Below are 17,071 nucleotides of genomic sequence, written 5' to 3' on the forward strand. Positions count from 1 at the left end.
CAGCCACCACGAACCCGCAGCCGCCGACGCTCAACAGCCCCCAGTTGAATAGGCGCCGCGGTCAACCCTTCACCGCACCCGTCAACATGCCCTTCTTGAAGTGCCGCTGCACGAACGGAGAAGCCACCGCGACAGGGATCAACGCCAGCACCATCACGGCCATCTGCAGACCCAGCGCCGACAACTGCCCTGTGCGCACCGCCTGCTGAAGCCCCGTGGGTGCCTCCGTGTGCTTCTGCACGAGCTGGATGAGCACGTTCTGCAACGGCATCATGTCCTGGTCGCTCAGATAGATCGACGCGTTGAACCAGGCACTCCAGTAACCCACCGCATAGAACAGCGAGATCACCGCCAGCACGGCCCGCGACAACGGCATGATGATGGTCAGCAGGATCCGCAGGTCACCGGCCCCGTCGATGCGCGCCGACTCGGTGAGTTCGGGCGAGATGCCCATGAAGAAGGCCCGCAGCACCAGGATGTTGAAGACACTGACCGCGCTCGGCAGGATCAGCGACAGATAGGTGTCCGTCAGTCCCAGCGACTGCACCAGCAGGTACGTCGGAATGAGGCCGGCCCCGAAGAACATCGTCGCCATCATGGTCATAAGGAAGAACCGGTGCCCCAGACTCCCCGGCCGCGACAACCCGTAAGCGGCCAGCACCGACACCGCCATCGAGAACACCGTGCCGACGAGCGTGACCCCTACCGAGACCATGATCGCCCGGCTCACCTGACCGCCGCTGAGCAGCTCCGTGTAGTTCACGAAGGTGATGCCCTGCGGGATCACGACGAGGCCGCCGACCCGGTCGATCACCGGCTTCGGGGAGAGGCTGGTGACGATCACGATCCACAGCGGACCGAGCACGCCCAGGCAGCACAGGAGAAGGAGACCGCCCTTCGCGGTGACTCCGGCCTTGTTCGGCTCCTCCTCCCACGCGGGCCGTGCGGGGGCCTTGAGACTGCGGACGAGCTGCGTGTTGAGGCTCACTTCTGGTACACCCCCTGCTCGCCCAGCAGGTGCGCGAACTTGTTCGCGGCCAGGACGAGACACACTCCGATGACTCCCTTGACGAGGCCGACCGCGGCCGCGTAGCTGAAGTCGCCGTTCTGGATACCCATGTTCCACACGTAGGTGTCGAGGACCTCACTGGCCCCTACCCCGACCGCGTCCCGCTGGAGCAGGAACTGCTCGAAGCCGACGCTCAGCGCGTCGCCCACCCTCAGGACCAGCAGCAGCGCGATCACCGGGCGCAGGGCGGGCAGCGTCACGTGCCACATGCGGCGCCAGCGCCCAGCGCCGTCCATGGCGGCGGCCTCGTACAGGTCGGTGCTGACGGCGGCCAGCGCGGCGAGGAAGACGATGATCCCCCAGCCGGCGTCCTTCCAGACGGCCTGCGCGGTGACCAGGTACTTGAACAGACCCGCGTTGGTCATCAGGTCGAAGCCGCTCCAGCCGTGGTCCTCCAGGGTCTGGGCGATGATGCCCGCGCCGCCGAAGATCTGCTGGAACACGGTGACGACGAGGACCCATGAGAAGAAATGCGGCAGATACATGATCGCCTGCGCCACGGCCCGGACCCGGGGCCTGATCACGCTGTTGATGAGCAGCGCGAGGGCGATGGGGATCGGGAAGAACAGCACCAGTTGGAGCGCGAACAGCAGGATGGTGTTCTTCGCGGCGTCCCAGAACAGCGGGTCGTCGATCATCCGGGAGAACTGCTCCACCCCGACCCAGGGGCTGTGGAAGATCGCGGTGACGCCGTTGCTGGAAACGTAGGGGTCGTAGTCCTGGAAGGCGACGACGTTGCCGAGCAGCGGAACGTAGTTGAAGAGCAGGAGCAGGAGGATGACGGGCAGCGTCATCAGGATGAGCGCGCGGTCGCGGCGCAGCCGGACCCGGAAGGGGATCCTGCCGGCCTTGGCCGTCTTGCGCGGCACCCGCGCCTTCGTCACCGCCGCGGTGACCGCGGCCGTCGGTTCCTCGACGGCCGCGGGAGGACGAGTCCCGTCGGGCCTGCTCCCGGCCGTGAGAGACATCAGTTGCCGCTGCCGTTCTTGTCGATGAGCTGCTTGTACCAGTCGCGCAGCTTGTCGCCGCCGGAGGACTTCCAGGTGGAGATGGCGGCCTGTACGTCCGACAGCTTGCGGTTGCCGCGCACGTAGTCGATCTCCAGCTGCTCGAACTGGCTGGAGAGGTTGGCGTAGCGGGTCGGCTCGACGATGTTCATGCCGAACGTGGACGTCTTCTTCATGAAGGCGCCCATCCGCTGCTGCCACTCGACCTGCTTGCGGGCGACCTCGGGGAAGTCGGGGTGTGCGTAGTAGGCGGCCGGCGCGGCCAGCATCACCCAGGCGTTGACCACCTCGGAGTTGCCGAGGTCGTTCTTGACCGGGACGCCGTTCTTGACGGTGTAGTGGGTGCCCTCGACACCGTAGTCGACGAGCATCCGCTCCTTGGTGCCGTAGGGCGCGGCCGCGAAGTCGGCGGCGGCCAGGGCATTCTCGATCGTGGTCTTCGAGGCGCCCTTGCGGATCATCGACCAGATGCCGGCGGGCTGGGCCGCCCACAGCTTCGGGTCGCCGCCGTCGGCGCCGAAGATGTCCATGCCCTCGATCTGGAAGTCCGGGTTGGACGCGGCCTGTTCGGCGGTCTTGCCGTACCAGTGGGACATGTCGTTGCTGTAGACGAGGACCTGCCCGGCGGTGAAGCGGTTGCCCACGTCGCCCGAGCGCGCCTTGTCGTCGGGGTGGACCACACCGGCGTCGAACAGCTTGCGCGTCCACTCCAGGGCTTCGAGGTACTCGGGCTGCTCGATGCGGTACGTCAGCTTGCCGTCGTCGCCGATGTTCCAGCCGAGGGCCCCGGAGGCACGGACGCCGAAGATGTTGAAGGCGGTCCAGGACATGTCACCGCAGGCCCACACCTTGGCCTTGGCGCTGGTGGCCTCCTTCGCCCAACTGAGGAACTCGTCGGGCGACTTGGGTACCGAGTAGCCCTTCTTGTCGAAGATGTCCTTGCGGTAGTAGGGCACGATGAAGGACGCGGTGGCGGCCGGCATCGGAATGCCGCGCAGCGCGCCGCCGAAGATGCCCATGCGCCAGGCGTCGGAGGGGATCGCGGCCAGGTTCGGGTACTTCTTGACCTTGTCGCCCGCCAGGTAGGGGCCGAGGTCCATGAACTTCGCGGTGACGGCGTTCGCGATCTTGCCGACCAGTTCCCAGCCGGGCACGACCACCATGTCGGGTATGGAGCTGGAGGCGAGGACGGCGCCGAGCTTCTGGCCGTAGGTGTTGCCGTCCTGGTTCTGCCAGGTGATCTTGGTGCCCGCGGCGGCGTCGAGCGCCTTGTAGTAGGCGCAGCCGGCCTTCGGCGGGGAGCCCCAGAACGGGGACATGATCTTGAATGAGGCGCCGGTGCCGAGCTTGTCCGGGACCGAGGCCTTGAGGGCCGCGAGGTCGACCTTGCCGGTGTATCCGGCGGCCGAGCCGTTCTTGGACGGCAGGTCCGGGTTCGCGACCGTGCTGGCGACGAACGTCGGGAGCAGCTTGTCCGCGGCCTTGCCCGACGTGGTCCCCTCGCGCGAGTCGCTGTCCGAGCCGCCGCAGGCGGAGAGCAGCGGCATCCCGCCCGCCACCGCGGCGGTGGCAACCGCCGTCGAGGCGAGGAAGCTTCTCCGGCTTGGTCCGGAGGAGGCGGAAGCGGCGTTCGGCGTCATTGCGTCAACCCTTCATGGCGCACCAGGACACCCGGCGGTGGAGCCGTCGGCTGCGGTGTCTTGAGTGGAACTGGCTGAGCTGAAGCGATGCATCGACCATTGCGACGGAATCCGTAGTCGAAGCGCTTCGATGTTGCTGTGAGGTTAAGTGAACACCCAAGGGCGCACAAGGGTCGATCCCAAGATTCCTCAGAGGCATAAGGGGTGACCTTTTCTTATGCACCGCTTGAAGTGACGGTGTGGATCCCTTGACACCCGCCCTGATGTCGAATGAGCATCGAAGCGCTTCGAAAGCATCGAACCGATCCATCGCAGGGGGATCCCCACGTGACCGCACACCCGCCGCACACACCACCGTTTCGCGATCCGCACCTGCCGTTCGCGAAGCGCATCGACGATCTGCTGTCGCGGCTGACCCTCGACGAGAAGACCGGATTCCTGCACCAGTTCGCCCCGGCCGTCGAACGGCTCGGCATCTCCGCGTTCCGCACCGGCCAGGAGGCACTGCACGGCGTCGCGTGGATGGGACCGGCGACGGTCTTCCCGCAGGCGGTGGGCCTCGGCGCGACCTGGAACACCGAGCTCGTACGCCGGATCGGCGAGGCGGTGTCCAAGGAGGTCCGGGCGATGCGCGCCCGCGACGAGAGGGTCGGCCTCAACATCTGGGCACCGACGGTCAATCTGCTCCGGCACCCGCTGTGGGGCCGTAACGAGGAGGGTTACTCGGAGGACCCGAAGCTCACCTCGGCCATCGCCACCGCCTACACCCACGGGCTGCGCGGCGACCACCCCACGTACTGGCGCACCGCCCCGGTGCTCAAGCACTGGCTGGCCCACAACAACGAGACGGACCGGGCCACGTCGTCGAGCTCGGTGCGTCCGCGCGTGCTGCACGAATACGACCTGCGCGCCTTCCGCGAGACGGTCGAGGCGGGCGCGGTGGCCGGGGTGATGCCGGCGTACAACCTGGTCAACGGCCGCCCCAACCACGTCTCGCCGTATCTGCGCGAGCACCTGCGCGCCTGGACCGACGAGGAGCTGCTGGTCTGCTCGGACGCGGGCGCGCCCTCCAACCTGGTCGACCACGAGCACTACTTCGACACCCACGAGGAGGCCACCGCGGCCTCCCTGCGGGCCGGCGTCGACAGCTTCACCGACCACGGCACGGACAGTTCGCAGATGGTCGGGCGGATCCGGAAGGCCTACGAGCAGGGCCTGTTGACCGAGGCCGACATCGACACCGCGGTCCGCCGACAGCTCTCGGTCCGCTTCCGGCTCGGTGAGTTCGACCCGCACGACGACCCGTACGCCGACGTCAAGGACTTCGACACCCCGGCACACCGCGCGCTCGCCCAGGAGGCCGCCGAGCAGGCGATCGTGTTGCTCAGGAACGACGGCGTGCTCCCGTTCGCCCCCGGCACCCGGCTCGCCGTGGTCGGCCTGCTCGCCGACGAGTGCAAGCTCGACTGGTACAGCGGCACGCTCCTCCACCGCTCCACCCCGCTGGAGGGGCTGTACGAGCGGTTCGGCGCCGAGCGGGTGGAGTTCGCGGAGGGCGTGGACCGGGTCCGGCTGAAGACCTCCGCCGGGACGTTTCTGCACGTCCTGGCCTCCGAAGCGGGCGAAGACGAGGTGCCCGGTGCGGAGGGTGCCCTGGACCCGGCGCTGCTCGCGGGCCGCACGGACCTGCCCCCGCTGACGACCGACGCGGCCGGCACCGAGTTCGCGCTGATCGACTGGGACGAGGGCGTCCTCACGCTCCGCGCGCCCGACGGCCGCTATCTCTCCGTCGCCGAGGACGGCTACCTGCGCGCCTCCGCCGACCAGCCGGGGGGCTGGGTCGTCCAGGAGACCTTCCGCCTGGAACCGCACGCGAACGGTCACCTCCTTCGGCACATCGGCACGGGCCGCCACGTCACGGTCGCCGCGGACGGAGTGAAGGTTGCCGACGAGAACACGGAACCCGGGGCGAAGCCGGAAACCTTCGAGCTGATCATCGCCGAACGCGGCGAGGACGCAGTGACCCGGGTCACGTCCGAGGCCGACGTGGTCCTGGTCGTCGCGGGCAACGACCCGCACATCAACGGCCGCGAGACCGAGGACCGGGCGTCCCTGCGGCTCCCCGCCCACCAGGAGCGCCTGCTGCGGGCGGCGCGCGCCGCCAACCCCCGTACGGTCCTGGTCCTGGTCTCGGCCTACCCGTACGCGGTCGACACCTCCGACCTCGCCGCGGTGCTCTGGACGGCCCACGGCGGCCAGGCGGCCGGCACCGCCCTGGCCCGCGTCCTGGCCGGGGACGTCTCTCCCGCGGGCCGCCTCCCCCAGACCTGGTACGAGAGCGACGGCGACCTCCCCGGACTCCTCGACTACGACGTCATCGGCAGCCGCCAGACGTACCTGTACTTCGAGGGCACAACCCTGTTCCCGTTCGGCCACGGGCTCTCGTACACGTCCTTCTCGTACGGCGACCTCACGTCCCGTGTGACGGACGGGGCGCTGCAGGTCTCGTTCGCGATCACGAACACCGGTGACGTCACCGCCGACGAGGTCGCCCAGCTCTACACCCGCGCGGTGGACCCGGCACTCCCCCGCCCGCGCCGCGAACTCGTGGCCCACCGGCGCGTGACGCTCGCCCCGGGCGTCCGCGAGGAGCTGTCCTTCGAAGTCCCCTTGCGCGCCTTCGAGTTCTGGGACGTGGCGCAGGGCCGCTCACGCCTGGAGCCGGGCCCGTACGAGCTGCTGGCCGGTGCCTCCAGTGAGGACATCCGGCTGCGGACGACGGTCCTGCTCGACGGCGAGCCCGGCGCACCGCGTCCCGTTCTCCAACGGGGCATTCAGGGCGCGGACTTCGACGAGCAGAGCGGCATCGAGATCGTCGACCGGACGAAAACGGCGGGCGACGCGGTGACGGCGGCCGAGGGCCGTACCGGCGAACTGGTCTACCGGAGCTGCGACTTCGGGGACGGCGCCTCCGGGGTCACCGTGACGGTCTCCGGCGAGGGCGCGGTCGAAGTCTCACTGGACGGGGGCACGGTGCTCGCCGTCCTGCAGGTGGAGGAATCCGGCTCCGGACCGTACGACTACACCACTCTCGGCGCCGAGATCGTCGCCGAGGGCGTGCACGACGTGCACCTCAGGCTGCGCGGCCCACTGCGGCTCGCGCACGTCGGCTTCTCCGGTTGAGGGTCCGGAGCGGCTGACGACAAGAAGAGGCCCGGCACCGGAAGGCATCGGTGCCGGGCCTCTTCGAGAACCCTATATGGAAATGGTTCCCATTAGCTAGAGGGCGGCTTTGGTACTGGAGGGCTTCAGCTAGAGGGCGAGCCCCGTCAGCACCAGCACCCGCTCGTACGTGTAGTCGTCCATCGCGAACTTCACGCCCTCGCGGCCCACACCGGACTGCTTGACACCGCCGTACGGCATCTGGTCGGCGCGGTAGGAGGGCACGTCGCCGACGACCACGCCGCCGACCTCCAGCGCGCGGTGGGCGCGGAAGGCGGCCTGCAGGTCGTGGGTGAACACGCCTGCCTGGAGTCCGTACTTGGAGGCGTTGACGGCGGCGAACGCCGCCTCCTCGCCGTCCACCTTCTGCACGGTGAGGACCGGGCCGAAGACCTCCTCGCAGGAGATCGTCGTGTCGGCCGGGACGTCGGAGAGGACGGTCGGCGCGTAGGAGGCGCCGTCGCGGTCGCCGCCGGTGAGCAGGGTGGCGCCCGCCTCGACGGCCTCCTTCACCCACGCCTCGACGCGCACCGCCGCGTCCTCGCTGACCAGCGGGCCGACGTCGGTCCTGTCGTCGCCCGGGTCGCCGGTGACCTGGGCCTCGACGGCGGCGACGATCCGCGGGAGCAGCCGGTCGTACACCGACGCGTCGGCGATCACCCGCTGCACGGAGATGCAGGACTGGCCGCCCTGGTAGTTGGAGAAGGTCGCGATGCGGGTCGCGGCCCAGTCGAGGTCCTCGTCGCTGGCGTAGTCGCCGAGGACGACCGCCGCGCCGTTGCCGCCGAGCTCCAGGGTGCAGTGTTTGCGCGGCACCGAGTCCATGATCGCGTAACCGACCTTCTCGGAACCGGTGAAGGAGATCACGGGCAGGCGCTCGTCCTGGACCAGGGCGGGCATCCGGTCGTTCGGGACGGGCAGGATGCTCCACGCGCCGGCGGGCAGCTCGGTCTCGGCGAGGAGGTCGCCGATGATCAGCCCGGAGAGCGGGGTGGCCGGGGCCGGCTTCAGGATGATCGGGGCGCCGGCCGCGATCGCCGGGGCGATCTTGTGGGCGCAGAGGTTGAGCGGGAAGTTGAAGGGCGCGATACCGAGCACGACACCCTTCGGGAAGCGCCGGGTCAGCGCGAGACGCCCCTGACCGCCGGCGTCGGTGTCGAGGCGCTGGGCCTCACCGCCGTTGAACCGGCGGGCCTCCTCCGCGGCGAACCGGAACACGGAGACGGCACGGCCGACCTCCCCCCGGGCCCACTTGATCGGCTTGCCGTTCTCGGCGGAGATGAGCTGCGCGATCTCCTCCGTGCGTTCGACGAGCCTGCGGCTGACATGGTCGAGGGCGGCGGCGCGGACGTGGGCGGGCGTGGCGGCGAACTCGTCCCGTACGGCGTACGCGGCGGCCACGGCCTCCTCGATCTGCTCGTCGTCCGGCACGGCGACCCTGCCCACGAGCCGGCCGTCCCACGGGGAGGTGACGTCGAAGGTGTCCTCGCCGGTGACCTGGCGGCCGGCGAGCCAGAAGGCGTGGGTGGAAGTCATGACTCCACGGTAGGGCCGGGAGGGCGGGATCGAATTGGCCGGGGTGGAGCAGTGGGCCACTCGGACACTCCGGTTCGGCGCTTCCCGGCGGTGTCTACTCCGCCGACGTCGTCGTCTTCAACGCCAGCCACAGCTCCATCCGCACATCGGGATCGTCCAGCGACCGGCCGAGGATCTCCTCGACCCGCCGCATCCGGTACCGCAGGGTGTGCCGGTGCACGCCGAGGTCCGCGGCCGCCGCGTCCCACTGGCCGTGCCGGGAGAGCCAGGCCCGCAGCGAGGCGACCAGGTCGCCCCGGCCGGTCGCGTCGTGCTCGTACAGCGGCCGCAGCAGCCCGTCCGCGAAGGCCCGTACCGCGTCGTCCGCGAGCAGTGGCAGCACCGACCCGGAGGCCAGCTGCTCGTGCTCGACGTACACCCGGCCCCGTCGCCGGGCGACCGACAGTGCCTGTTCGGCCTGCTTGTAGGCGGCCGCGGCGGCGATCGGTCCCACGGGGGCGGAGACGCCGACGACCAGTTCGTCCTCGTCCCCGGTGCTCGCCTGTTCGCGGGTCCGCGCCGCCTCCAGTGCCACCGCGTACTCGCCGCATGCGGTGACGGAGGCCCCGCCGTCCGCGGCCAGCACCACCAGCCGTTTCCGCTCGGGGACCACGAGCACGGCCTCGCCGGAGCGGGCCGCCGCGGACTCCACGACCTCGGTGAGCGCCTCGAGCGGATCGCCGCTGGTGTCGGCGGCCGCGGCCAGCGCGGCGGCGGACGGGACCCGGGTGGGGGCGTCGGCGGCGATCCGCACGGACGACACGGCGACCGTCTCCGCCACGATCAGCCGGAAGGGCGCGTCGAGGAGCCCGCCGTACAGATCGCCGGCGACCGTGCGCGCGTGTTCCGGCTCGCCCGCGAGCAGCATCCGCAGCACCGCCGCCCCGATCCGCTGTTCGGCCGCCTGGAGGGAGCGTGACCGCTCGGTCGTGAGTGTCAGCAGTGCGATCGCCGAGTGCACCGCGTACCGCTCCGCCGTTCCGAGCGCCGCGGCCGTGCCCACCGCCAGCGCGGACCGCGGCCGTCGCCCGGTGCCCAGGGAGTGCAGCTCCACCCGGTCGTCGTTGTCGGACGTGCCGGACCCCCCGACCACGGAGGAGGCGGGCGCGGGCCGCTCCCGCAGCCGTTCCACGTCGGCGGTGAGGCGCGCGGCCCGGCGGCCGGCCCACTCCGGCGCGGTGGCGACGACGGCGCCCGAGGCGTCGTAGAGCGCCGCCCAGCCGTCCACCTGGGAGGCGAGCGCGGCGAGCAGTCCCTCCGGGCCGCCGGTCAGGGCCTGCTTGGTCAGTTCGCGCTGGGCGGCGAAGCCCGCGGTGACGGACCGGTACTGGTCGGCGGCGATCGCAGCGGACACGGCCTTGCTGATCGCGAGGAAAGGGGTGCGCCGCGGCACCTCGAGCAGCGGGAGCCCCTCGTCGCGGGCCGCCTCGACGAGGGCCACGGGGATGTCGTCGTAGTTGACCCCGACGGCGAACCCGAGCCCCACCACCCCCGCCCCGGCCAGCCGCTTCACGTACCGCCGCATCGCCTCCGGATCCTCCGCGTCCAGCTGCAGCGCGGTGATCAGCAGCAGCTCCCCGCCCTCCATGTAGGGGACGGGATCGGCCAGCTCGCTGACGTGCGCCCAGCGGACGGGGACGTCCAGCCGGTCCTCGCCCGCGCGCACGGTCAGCTTGAGCGCGGAGTGATGGACGAGCGAGGCGAGGGTGGGTGGCATGAGGCCCGGGACCTTCGGAGAGAAGTGCGCAGAGAGGTGATCTTTTGGCCGCTGTGTATGAACGACCTGTGACGATTCTGCCTCACTGTACGGTCCTCAGCTCACGTCATCCCCGCAGATCCACCAGCAGCGGCGGCGCGTGCTCGCCCTGCACCGTGGTCAGCGACAGCACCGCGTGCCCCGGCGGCACCCCGTGCGCGAGCTCGGACGCGGACCACCGCTCCCGCTCGACCTGCCGCACGGTCACCGCCCGCGCGGTCGGCGCCTTGCCGGTGATGACCCGGCGCACCGCGTGCAGCACCTTGCCGGCCGGGGTCTCGGCGATGATCTGCCGGTCGGTGACGTCCCGCGCCTCGATCCACTCCTTGCCCCACACCTCGGCGAAGTCCTGCCCGTCCCACGGGGTGAGCCCGGACAGCGCCATCCGGCACCCGGTGGCCCCGAGCAGGGGTCCGCGCAGCGGCCGCGGTACGTCGTCCAGCGTCCGCAGCGTCAGCACCACTCCCGCGTTGCCGGAACGCAGCCGCTGGACGCCCCGTACGGCTTCGGGGGTCACGACCCCCGTGGCGTCGTCGATGACCAGGCACGCGAACAGCGACCGGTCCTCCCGCACCGCGACGCTCGCCGTGAACTGTGCGAGCACCAGCCGCGCCAGCATCCGCGAGGCGTCGGCGTGCCCGCGCTGGGGCAGGTCGATCCGGACCCGGACGGGGTGGTCGAGGGCCTTCAGCGAGAACGGCCGCGACTGTCCGGACGTGTCGAAGAACCCCGCGAAGGCCGGCCGGTCGAGCAGCGCGACCCGGTCCGCGAGGACGCCTCCCACATCCCCCGGATTCCCCATCTGCCGCTCCCGAGCGTCGAGTTCACGCAGCAGCGACTCCTGCCGGGAGTCCTCGAGCCCCTTGCGCAGCGCGGCCATCGGCCCCGGCGCCCCGTCGAGCAGCTGACGCAGCTCCGGGACGGAGGGGAAGCGGCCGTGGACCGACCGGAACGGTCCGAGGAGCTGGGCCAGCACGGTGGTGGACCGCCGGGTGTCGCCCCCCTGATGAGGCTCGGCGAGGTCCCCGACGAGCGCCTCGGCGAGCACGGCCGCGGCCTCGTCCGGATCGGACGTACCGCCGTACAGGTCGAGGTCGTACACCGACTCCGGATTCCCGATCTGTACGACGACGTCGTAGGCGTCGGCCGGTCCGAGCCCCGCGCCCGCGGCACCGACCACCACGACGGCGGCCCGTCCGGCGAGGGCGTGCAGACACAGCGACTCGGCGAGCGGCCTGATGACGGTCCCGGTCTTACCGGACCCGGCCGGTCCCACGGCGAGCAGCGAGGTGCCGAGCAGCTCGGGTCCGAGCCCGAGCCCGGTCCCCCGGTAGGCGTACGGATTACGGGCGTCGTCGGCGGTCGTCCCCAGCCGCACCTGCCCGGTGAGGAGATCGTGCCGAGCGAGCCGCGTGGGCAGGTCCCGCTCCCCGGAGGGGTGCAGACAGGCGGCCGCACCGTCCTGGAGCACGGCACCGGTGAACGTGGCAAGCCCGAACCGCCCACTGCGCACGCCCTGCCAGGCGCGGGCGATACGGGCGTGGTCGACGTCGCGCATCTTCCCGGACTGCGCCTCCGTGGTGAGCCGGTCGGCCGCGTCGTGGGCACCTGCGGCACGGAGTTCGTTCCACTGTGCGGGGTCCTCCTCCGCTGTCGGCGCGGGCGCCTGTCGGGGCTCGGGACGCTTCACCAGGGGCACCACGAAGCGCCGCCAGACCTCGCCCCAGCGGCCCAGCTTGCCGACGGTCACCATGATGGCCAGGGCGATCAGGAGTTCGTACCCCTTGTACAGGATGAGGTTGCCGATCTCGCTGCTGCTGTAGCGCCAGGAGTCCGGAACGAGCAGCTTGAACGGCAGCGCCCACCAGTCACCCAGATAGCCGTTCTGCAGGAGCGACCACACGAGCCAGCCGACCAGGAACGCGATCAGGGCGCCGCTCACCAGCTGCCTGTTCGAGATGTCCTCGGGCTCCTCGGCAGGCCGGGGCCGGTGCCCGAAGCGCCAGATACCGGGGGCCGCCTCCGGCCGGGGTGCACGCAGCCAGGCCAGGAACGCCGACCCGTCCTGCCGCGGGGGCACCAGGGGGGCGTCCGTGGGCATTGGTGGCATATCGGACCGTGCCCGTGGCACAGGATTCGCATGCGTACCCCGCGCGTCCCGCGTCCCGTCGCTGTCCATCGCCCCTGCTCCCTGACCAGCCGTTCCGTCCACCATCAGCGGTCAATCTAACGCCCCCGCCAAGGGAGTTCACTGCTTACGTGGCCGGGCGTCGTAGCCGGCGCCATGTCCACCGCGGACAACCCGATCCGCTGACAACGCCCACATGGAGCATGCCCACCCCCCGGCCCCCGGCCTAGCCTGCGAGAAAAGAAGCCAAGCGTCAGCACCACCCCAGGAGCCCCTCATGACCGCACTGCCGCAGGAGCGCCGCCTCGTCACCGCCATCCCCGGACCCAAGTCGCAGGAGCTGCAGGCCCGCCGGGTCGCCGCGGTCGCGCAGGGCGTGGGGTCCGTGCTGCCCGTCTTCACCGCGCGCGCGGGCGGCGGGATCATCGAGGACGTCGACGGGAACCGGCTGATCGACTTCGGTTCGGGCATCGCCGTGACGTCCGTCGGCGCCTCCGCCGAGGCGGTCGTACGCCGGGCCTCCGCCCAGTTGGCCGATTTCACCCACACCTGTTTCATGGTCACCCCGTACGAGGGCTACGTGGAGGTCGCCGAGGCCCTCGCCGAACTCACCCCGGGTGACCACGCCAAGAAGTCGGCCCTGTTCAACAGCGGCGCCGAGGCCGTGGAGAACGCCGTCAAGATCGCGCGCGCCCACACCAAGCGGCAGGCCGTCGTCGTCTTCGACCACGGCTACCACGGGCGCACCAACCTCACCATGGCGCTGACCGCGAAGAACATGCCGTACAAGCACGGCTTCGGCCCCTTCGCGCCCGAGGTCTACCGCGTCCCCGTCGCCTACGGCTACCGCTGGCCCACCGGCCCCGAGAACGCGGGACCCGAGGCCGCCGCCCAGGCCATCGACCAGATCACCAAGCAGGTCGGCCCGGAGAACGTCGCCGCGATCATCATCGAGCCCGTCCTGGGCGAGGGCGGCTTCATCGAGCCCGCCAAGGGCTTCCTGCCGGCGATCAGCCGGTTCGCCAGGGACAACGGCATCGTCTTCGTCGCCGACGAGATCCAGTCCGGCTTCTGCCGCACCGGCCAGTGGTTCGCCTGCGAGGACGAGGGCATCGTCCCGGACCTGATCACCACGGCGAAGGGCATCGCGGGCGGTCTGCCGCTCGCCGCCGTCACCGGCCGCGCCGAGATCATGGACGCCGCCCACGCCGGCGGCCTCGGCGGCACCTACGGCGGCAACCCGGTGGCCTGCGCGGGCGCGCTCGGCTCGATCGAGACGATGAAGGAGCTCGACCTCAACGCCAGGGCGAAGAACATCGAGACGGTCATGAAGGCCCGCCTCACCGCCATGGCGGACAAGTTCGACGTCATCGGCGACATCCGCGGCCGCGGCGCCATGATCGCCATCGAGCTCGTCAAGGACCGTACGACCAAGGAGCCGAACCCGGAGGCGACCGCCGCGCTCGCCAAGGCCTGCCACCAGGAGGGCCTGCTGGTCCTGACCTGTGGCACCTACGGCAACGTCCTGCGCTTCCTGCCCCCGCTCGTCATCGGCGAGGACCTCCTCAACGAGGGCCTCGACATTCTCGAGCAGGCCTTCACCCGCATCTGACCGCACAGGGAATTCCGGGGCTGCGGTGGCGAGCGGCAGAGGGTGTGAAGAAGGTGTGCGAGGTGGTTGTGAGGATGCGATTCTGCCTGTCGTACCCCGCCACCCTGCCGTAGGTTCTACCCAGATGAGAGATACACCCCGCCCACAGGGGACTGTGGGCGACATCAGGCCGGGGCCTCCCCAGCTTCGACCTGGTCGTGCCCTCGCGCACACAACTGGAGCCTCTGGCTCCGGATCTCCTCACCGATCGGACAGTCGCCCGCCCCAAACCCCCCGGGGCGGCCGACCATCCGATCCGATCGGCCGCCCCGGAACCACCCCCCCTGTTCCGGGGCGGCCGGCCTTCCTCATCCTCCTTCTCGGAACCGCGGTCCTCCTCTTCGCCCTGATCACCTGGCAGGTCGTCGAGGACGGGCCGCTTCTGCGTGTCGACGAGCGGGTCAGCCGTGCACTGGTCCACCCGGACCTCGTCTCGGCGCGCCTCGCCGACCTGGGCAATGTCGAGGTCGCGGTGCCGATCCTGATCGCGGCCATCTTCTGGTCGGCCCGGCGGGCCCGCCGCATGGGTACAGACCGCTGGTGGCTGCCGTCCACCGCGGCGGCCGCCCTGATGGCACTGGTCCCGGCCCTGGTGGTCCCCCTCAAGGAGCTCACCGACCGCTCGGGCACCCCGGTTGTCCCGCCCGGCACCGGCTACTACCCCTCGGGACACACCGCCACGGCCGCCATCGCCTACGGCGCCGCCACCCTGCTCGTCCTCCCCTGGCTCACCACCACCCGCGCCCGCCGCGCACTCGTCGCCCTCTACGGCCTTCTCGTTCTCGGCGTCTCCTTCGGCCTGGTCCGCCGCGGCTGGCACTGGCCCCTGGACGTGGTGGCCAGCTGGTGCCTCTGCACGGCCCTGCTGCTCGGGTTCTGGCTTTTCCTGGCACGGTTCGGCCGCCGCTGAGCTCCTGGGCACACTGGGCGTTGTCGCTGCCGGCGGGGGACGCCCGCAGCGCCGCACGCCCACTGTGCACAGGACTCTCCGGTCCACGTCGGCCGCACGGGCGGCCGACGACGGCGCGGTGGTGCGTCGGTTCAGCCGTCGCCCTCCGTCGCCAGGCCCGCCGCCGCCTCGTGCATCGCCAGTTCGAGCAGCGCCGGATCGACGAGAACGCCGGAGCCGTCCGGCGGGACCAGCCAGCGCACCCCTCCCCCGGCCACCCGGCCCGGGTACGGCACGACGATCCAGGTGCCGGCACCGGCCGTACGGATACCGGTGCCGAGCCAGCGGGCCGCGGTGCCCGGCGGCACGAAGAAGCCCATCCGCGCGTCGCCGAAGTCGACGAGCACCGGGCCGAGCCGGTCGAGGATGCGGGTGAGGACGTCGAGCGTCGGGTAGCCGAGTTCGCCCGGCAGGATCAGTACGTCCCAGGCCTTGCCGGCCGGAAGCAGCGCGACCCCGAGGGGATTGCGCTCCCACTCCCAGCGGCAGGCCCCGGGATCCGGTGCGACGGATGCCAGCCACTCGACCGCCGTCTTCGCCCCAGTCATGACAGGACCTCCCTTTCTCTCGTCGACGCTGATCACGTCATGAGAGAGAGGGAGGTCTCCTGCCGAGCATTACGCGGGTTCTGACCACCCGTTGGAGTGATTCAGATCACATACGATCGTTCAGCTGTCGAATCCCAGACCGAGCTTGTCCATGGTCCGCAGCCACAGGTTGCGCCGCCCGCCGTGCGCGTCGGCACGGGCCAGTGACCACTTGGTGAGGGCGATGCCCGTCCAGGCGAAGGGCTCCGGCGGGAAGGGCAGCGGCTTCTTGCGGACCATCTCCAGCGAGGTCCGCTCGGTGGACTCCCCGGCCAGCAGGTCCAGCATCACGTCCGCCCCGAACCGGGTCGCACCGACACCGAGACCCGTGTAGCCGGCCGCGTACGCCACCCTGCCGTGGTGCGCGGTGCCGTAGAACGCGGAGAACCGCGAGCAGGTGTCGATCGCGCCGCCCCACGCGTGGGTGAAGCGGACGCCCTCCAGCTGCGGGAAGCAGGTGAAGAAGTGCCCGGCGAGCTTGGCGTACGTCTCCGGCCGGTCGTCGTACTCGGCCCGCACCCGGCCGCCGTACGGGTAGACCGCGTCGTAACCGCCCCACAGGATGCGGTTGTCGGCGGAGAGCCGGAAGTAGTGGAACTGGTTGGCGCTGTCGCCCAGACCCTGCCGGTTCTTCCAGCCGATCGCCGCGATCTGCTCCTCGCTCAGCGGCTCGGTCATCAGCGCGTAGTCGTAGACCGGCACGGTGTACGCCCGCACCCGCTTGACCAGGCTCGGGAAGATGTTCGTGCCGAGCGCGACCTGCCGGGCCCGGACCGAACCGTACGGCGTGCGTACGGCCATGCCGGCGCCGTACGCCTTCAGGTCCAGGGCGGGCGTGTTCTCGTGGATCCGGACACCGAGTCCCAGACACGCCCGCTTCAGGCCCCAGACGAGCTTGGCCGGGTGGAGCATGGCCACGCCCCGGCGGTCCCACAGACCCGCCTCGAAGGTCGGCGAGTCCACCTGCTCCCGTACCGCGTCGGCGTCCAGGAAGTCGACATCGTCGGCGAGGCCCTTGTCCTGGAGCTCCTCGTACCAGTCGCGGAGTTCCCGGGCCTGGTACGGCTCGGTCGCCACGTCGATCTCGCCGGTGCGCTCGAACTCGCAGTCGAGGTCGTGCCGGGCGACCGCCTTCTCGATCTCGTCGAGGTTGCGGGCGCCCAGCTCCTGGAGCTGGTGGATCTCGTCCGGCCAGCGGGTCAGCCCGTTGGACAGGCCGTGGGTGAGGGAGGCGGCACAGAAGCCGCCGTTGCGACCGGAGGCGGCCCAACCCACCTCACGGCCTTCCAGCAGGACCACGTCCCGCTGCGGGTCACGCTCCTTCGCGTTGAGCGCGGTCCACAGCCCGCTGTAGCCACCGCCGACGACCAGCAGGTCACAGGTCTCGGCGCCGGTGAGGGCGGGCTCGGGGCGGGGCCTGCCCGGATCGTCCAGCCAGTACGGGACCGGCCGGACTTCGGAAAGTGCCTGTGTCCAACGGCTCATGC

The 17,071-nt window shown here is 70.7% G+C and carries 11 protein-coding genes; 3 read left to right on the forward strand and 8 right to left on the reverse strand.

The genetic code is table 11. The features are described from left to right. Positions 1-61: 61 nt before the first annotated feature. Genes ACIBJB_RS29420 through ACIBJB_RS29430 form a run of 3 tightly spaced genes read right to left on the reverse strand, consistent with a single transcriptional unit; the run spans position 62 to position 3,716 of the window. A complete protein-coding gene (locus ACIBJB_RS29420; RefSeq protein WP_398934821.1) occupies positions 62-988 on the reverse strand; it encodes a carbohydrate ABC transporter permease in 927 nt (308 codons plus the stop codon). Then, on the reverse strand, positions 985-2,037 hold the full coding sequence (locus tag ACIBJB_RS29425; protein WP_398934823.1) for an ABC transporter permease: 1,053 nt from the start codon (positions 2,035-2,037) through the stop codon (positions 985-987). The genes ACIBJB_RS29420 and ACIBJB_RS29425 overlap by 4 nt, the downstream gene beginning before the upstream one ends. After that, positions 2,037-3,716, reverse strand: coding sequence for an extracellular solute-binding protein (locus ACIBJB_RS29430; protein ID WP_398934825.1), 1,680 nt, complete (start codon positions 3,714-3,716; stop codon positions 2,037-2,039). The genes ACIBJB_RS29425 and ACIBJB_RS29430 overlap by 1 nt, the downstream gene beginning before the upstream one ends. Before the next feature lie 327 nt (positions 3,717-4,043). Between ACIBJB_RS29430 and ACIBJB_RS29435 the strand changes: the two genes are divergently transcribed. After that, positions 4,044-6,899: a glycoside hydrolase family 3 C-terminal domain-containing protein gene (locus tag ACIBJB_RS29435; RefSeq protein ID WP_398934827.1), complete on the forward strand. Its 2,856-nt coding sequence runs from the start codon at positions 4,044-4,046 to the stop codon at positions 6,897-6,899. A gap of 129 nt (positions 6,900-7,028) precedes the next feature. Here ACIBJB_RS29435 and ACIBJB_RS29440 read toward each other — a convergent pair whose 3' ends face one another. From ACIBJB_RS29440 to ACIBJB_RS29450, 3 genes are all read right to left on the reverse strand, one after another. Then, entirely contained in the window at positions 7,029-8,474 is a 1,446-nt protein-coding gene (locus ACIBJB_RS29440) for an aldehyde dehydrogenase family protein (RefSeq protein WP_398934829.1), read from the reverse strand. A gap of 94 nt (positions 8,475-8,568) precedes the next feature. Then, entirely contained in the window at positions 8,569-10,230 is a 1,662-nt protein-coding gene (locus ACIBJB_RS29445) for a PucR family transcriptional regulator (protein ID WP_398934831.1), read from the reverse strand. Positions 10,231-10,336: 106 nt separating this feature from the next. Then, positions 10,337-12,448: an ATP-binding protein gene (locus ACIBJB_RS29450; RefSeq protein WP_398934833.1), complete on the reverse strand. Its 2,112-nt coding sequence runs from the start codon at positions 12,446-12,448 to the stop codon at positions 10,337-10,339. A 226-nt stretch (positions 12,449-12,674) separates the two neighbouring features. Here ACIBJB_RS29450 and gabT point away from each other — a divergent pair, with 226 nt between their 5' ends. Next, positions 12,675-14,009 carry a 4-aminobutyrate--2-oxoglutarate transaminase gene (gabT, locus tag ACIBJB_RS29455; protein ID WP_398934835.1) on the forward strand — a complete coding sequence of 445 codons (1,335 nt, stop codon included), beginning with the start codon at positions 12,675-12,677 and terminating at the stop codon, positions 14,007-14,009. 154 nt (positions 14,010-14,163) lie between these two features. Continuing rightward, the gene (locus ACIBJB_RS29460) at positions 14,164-14,958 is read left to right on the forward strand and encodes a phosphatase PAP2 family protein (RefSeq protein ID WP_398935168.1); all 795 of its coding nucleotides are present in this window, start codon (positions 14,164-14,166) and stop codon (positions 14,956-14,958) included. A gap of 131 nt (positions 14,959-15,089) precedes the next feature. On the opposite strand, the gene ACIBJB_RS29465 is transcribed toward ACIBJB_RS29460, so the two are convergent. After that, complete coding sequence (locus ACIBJB_RS29465; RefSeq protein WP_398934837.1) at positions 15,090-15,545, reverse strand: hypothetical protein; 456 nt, start codon at positions 15,543-15,545, stop codon at positions 15,090-15,092. 120 nt (positions 15,546-15,665) lie between these two features. Beyond that, positions 15,666-17,069 (reverse strand): NAD(P)/FAD-dependent oxidoreductase, encoded by a 1,404-nt coding sequence (locus tag ACIBJB_RS29470; protein WP_398934839.1) that lies wholly within the window; start codon positions 17,067-17,069, stop codon positions 15,666-15,668. Between the last annotated feature and the right edge of the window lie 2 nt (positions 17,070-17,071).

It is taken from the genome of Streptomyces sp. NPDC050759 (assembly GCF_044456945.1).
Lineage (GTDB): Bacteria > Actinomycetota > Actinomycetes > Streptomycetales > Streptomycetaceae > Streptomyces.

What these genes read in the sequence shown, in the direction of transcription:
- ACIBJB_RS29425 (WP_398934823.1), bottom strand. Translation starts at nt 2,037, where the DNA reads ATGTCTCTCACGGCCGGGAGCAGGCCCGACGGGACTCGTCCTCCCGCG.
- ACIBJB_RS29430 (WP_398934825.1), bottom strand. Translation starts at nt 3,716, where the DNA reads ATGACGCCGAACGCCGCTTCCGCCTCCTCCGGACCAAGCCGGAGAAGC.
- ACIBJB_RS29440 (WP_398934829.1), bottom strand. Translation starts at nt 8,474, where the DNA reads ATGACTTCCACCCACGCCTTCTGGCTCGCCGGCCGCCAGGTCACCGGC.
- ACIBJB_RS29445 (WP_398934831.1), bottom strand. Translation starts at nt 10,230, where the DNA reads ATGCCACCCACCCTCGCCTCGCTCGTCCATCACTCCGCGCTCAAGCTG.
- ACIBJB_RS29450 (WP_398934833.1), bottom strand. Translation starts at nt 12,448, where the DNA reads ATGGACAGCGACGGGACGCGGGACGCGCGGGGTACGCATGCGAATCCT.
- gabT (WP_398934835.1), top strand. Translation starts at nt 12,675, where the DNA reads ATGACCGCACTGCCGCAGGAGCGCCGCCTCGTCACCGCCATCCCCGGA.
- ACIBJB_RS29465 (WP_398934837.1), bottom strand. Translation starts at nt 15,545, where the DNA reads ATGACTGGGGCGAAGACGGCGGTCGAGTGGCTGGCATCCGTCGCACCG.
- ACIBJB_RS29470 (WP_398934839.1), bottom strand. Translation starts at nt 17,069, where the DNA reads ATGAGCCGTTGGACACAGGCACTTTCCGAAGTCCGGCCGGTCCCGTAC.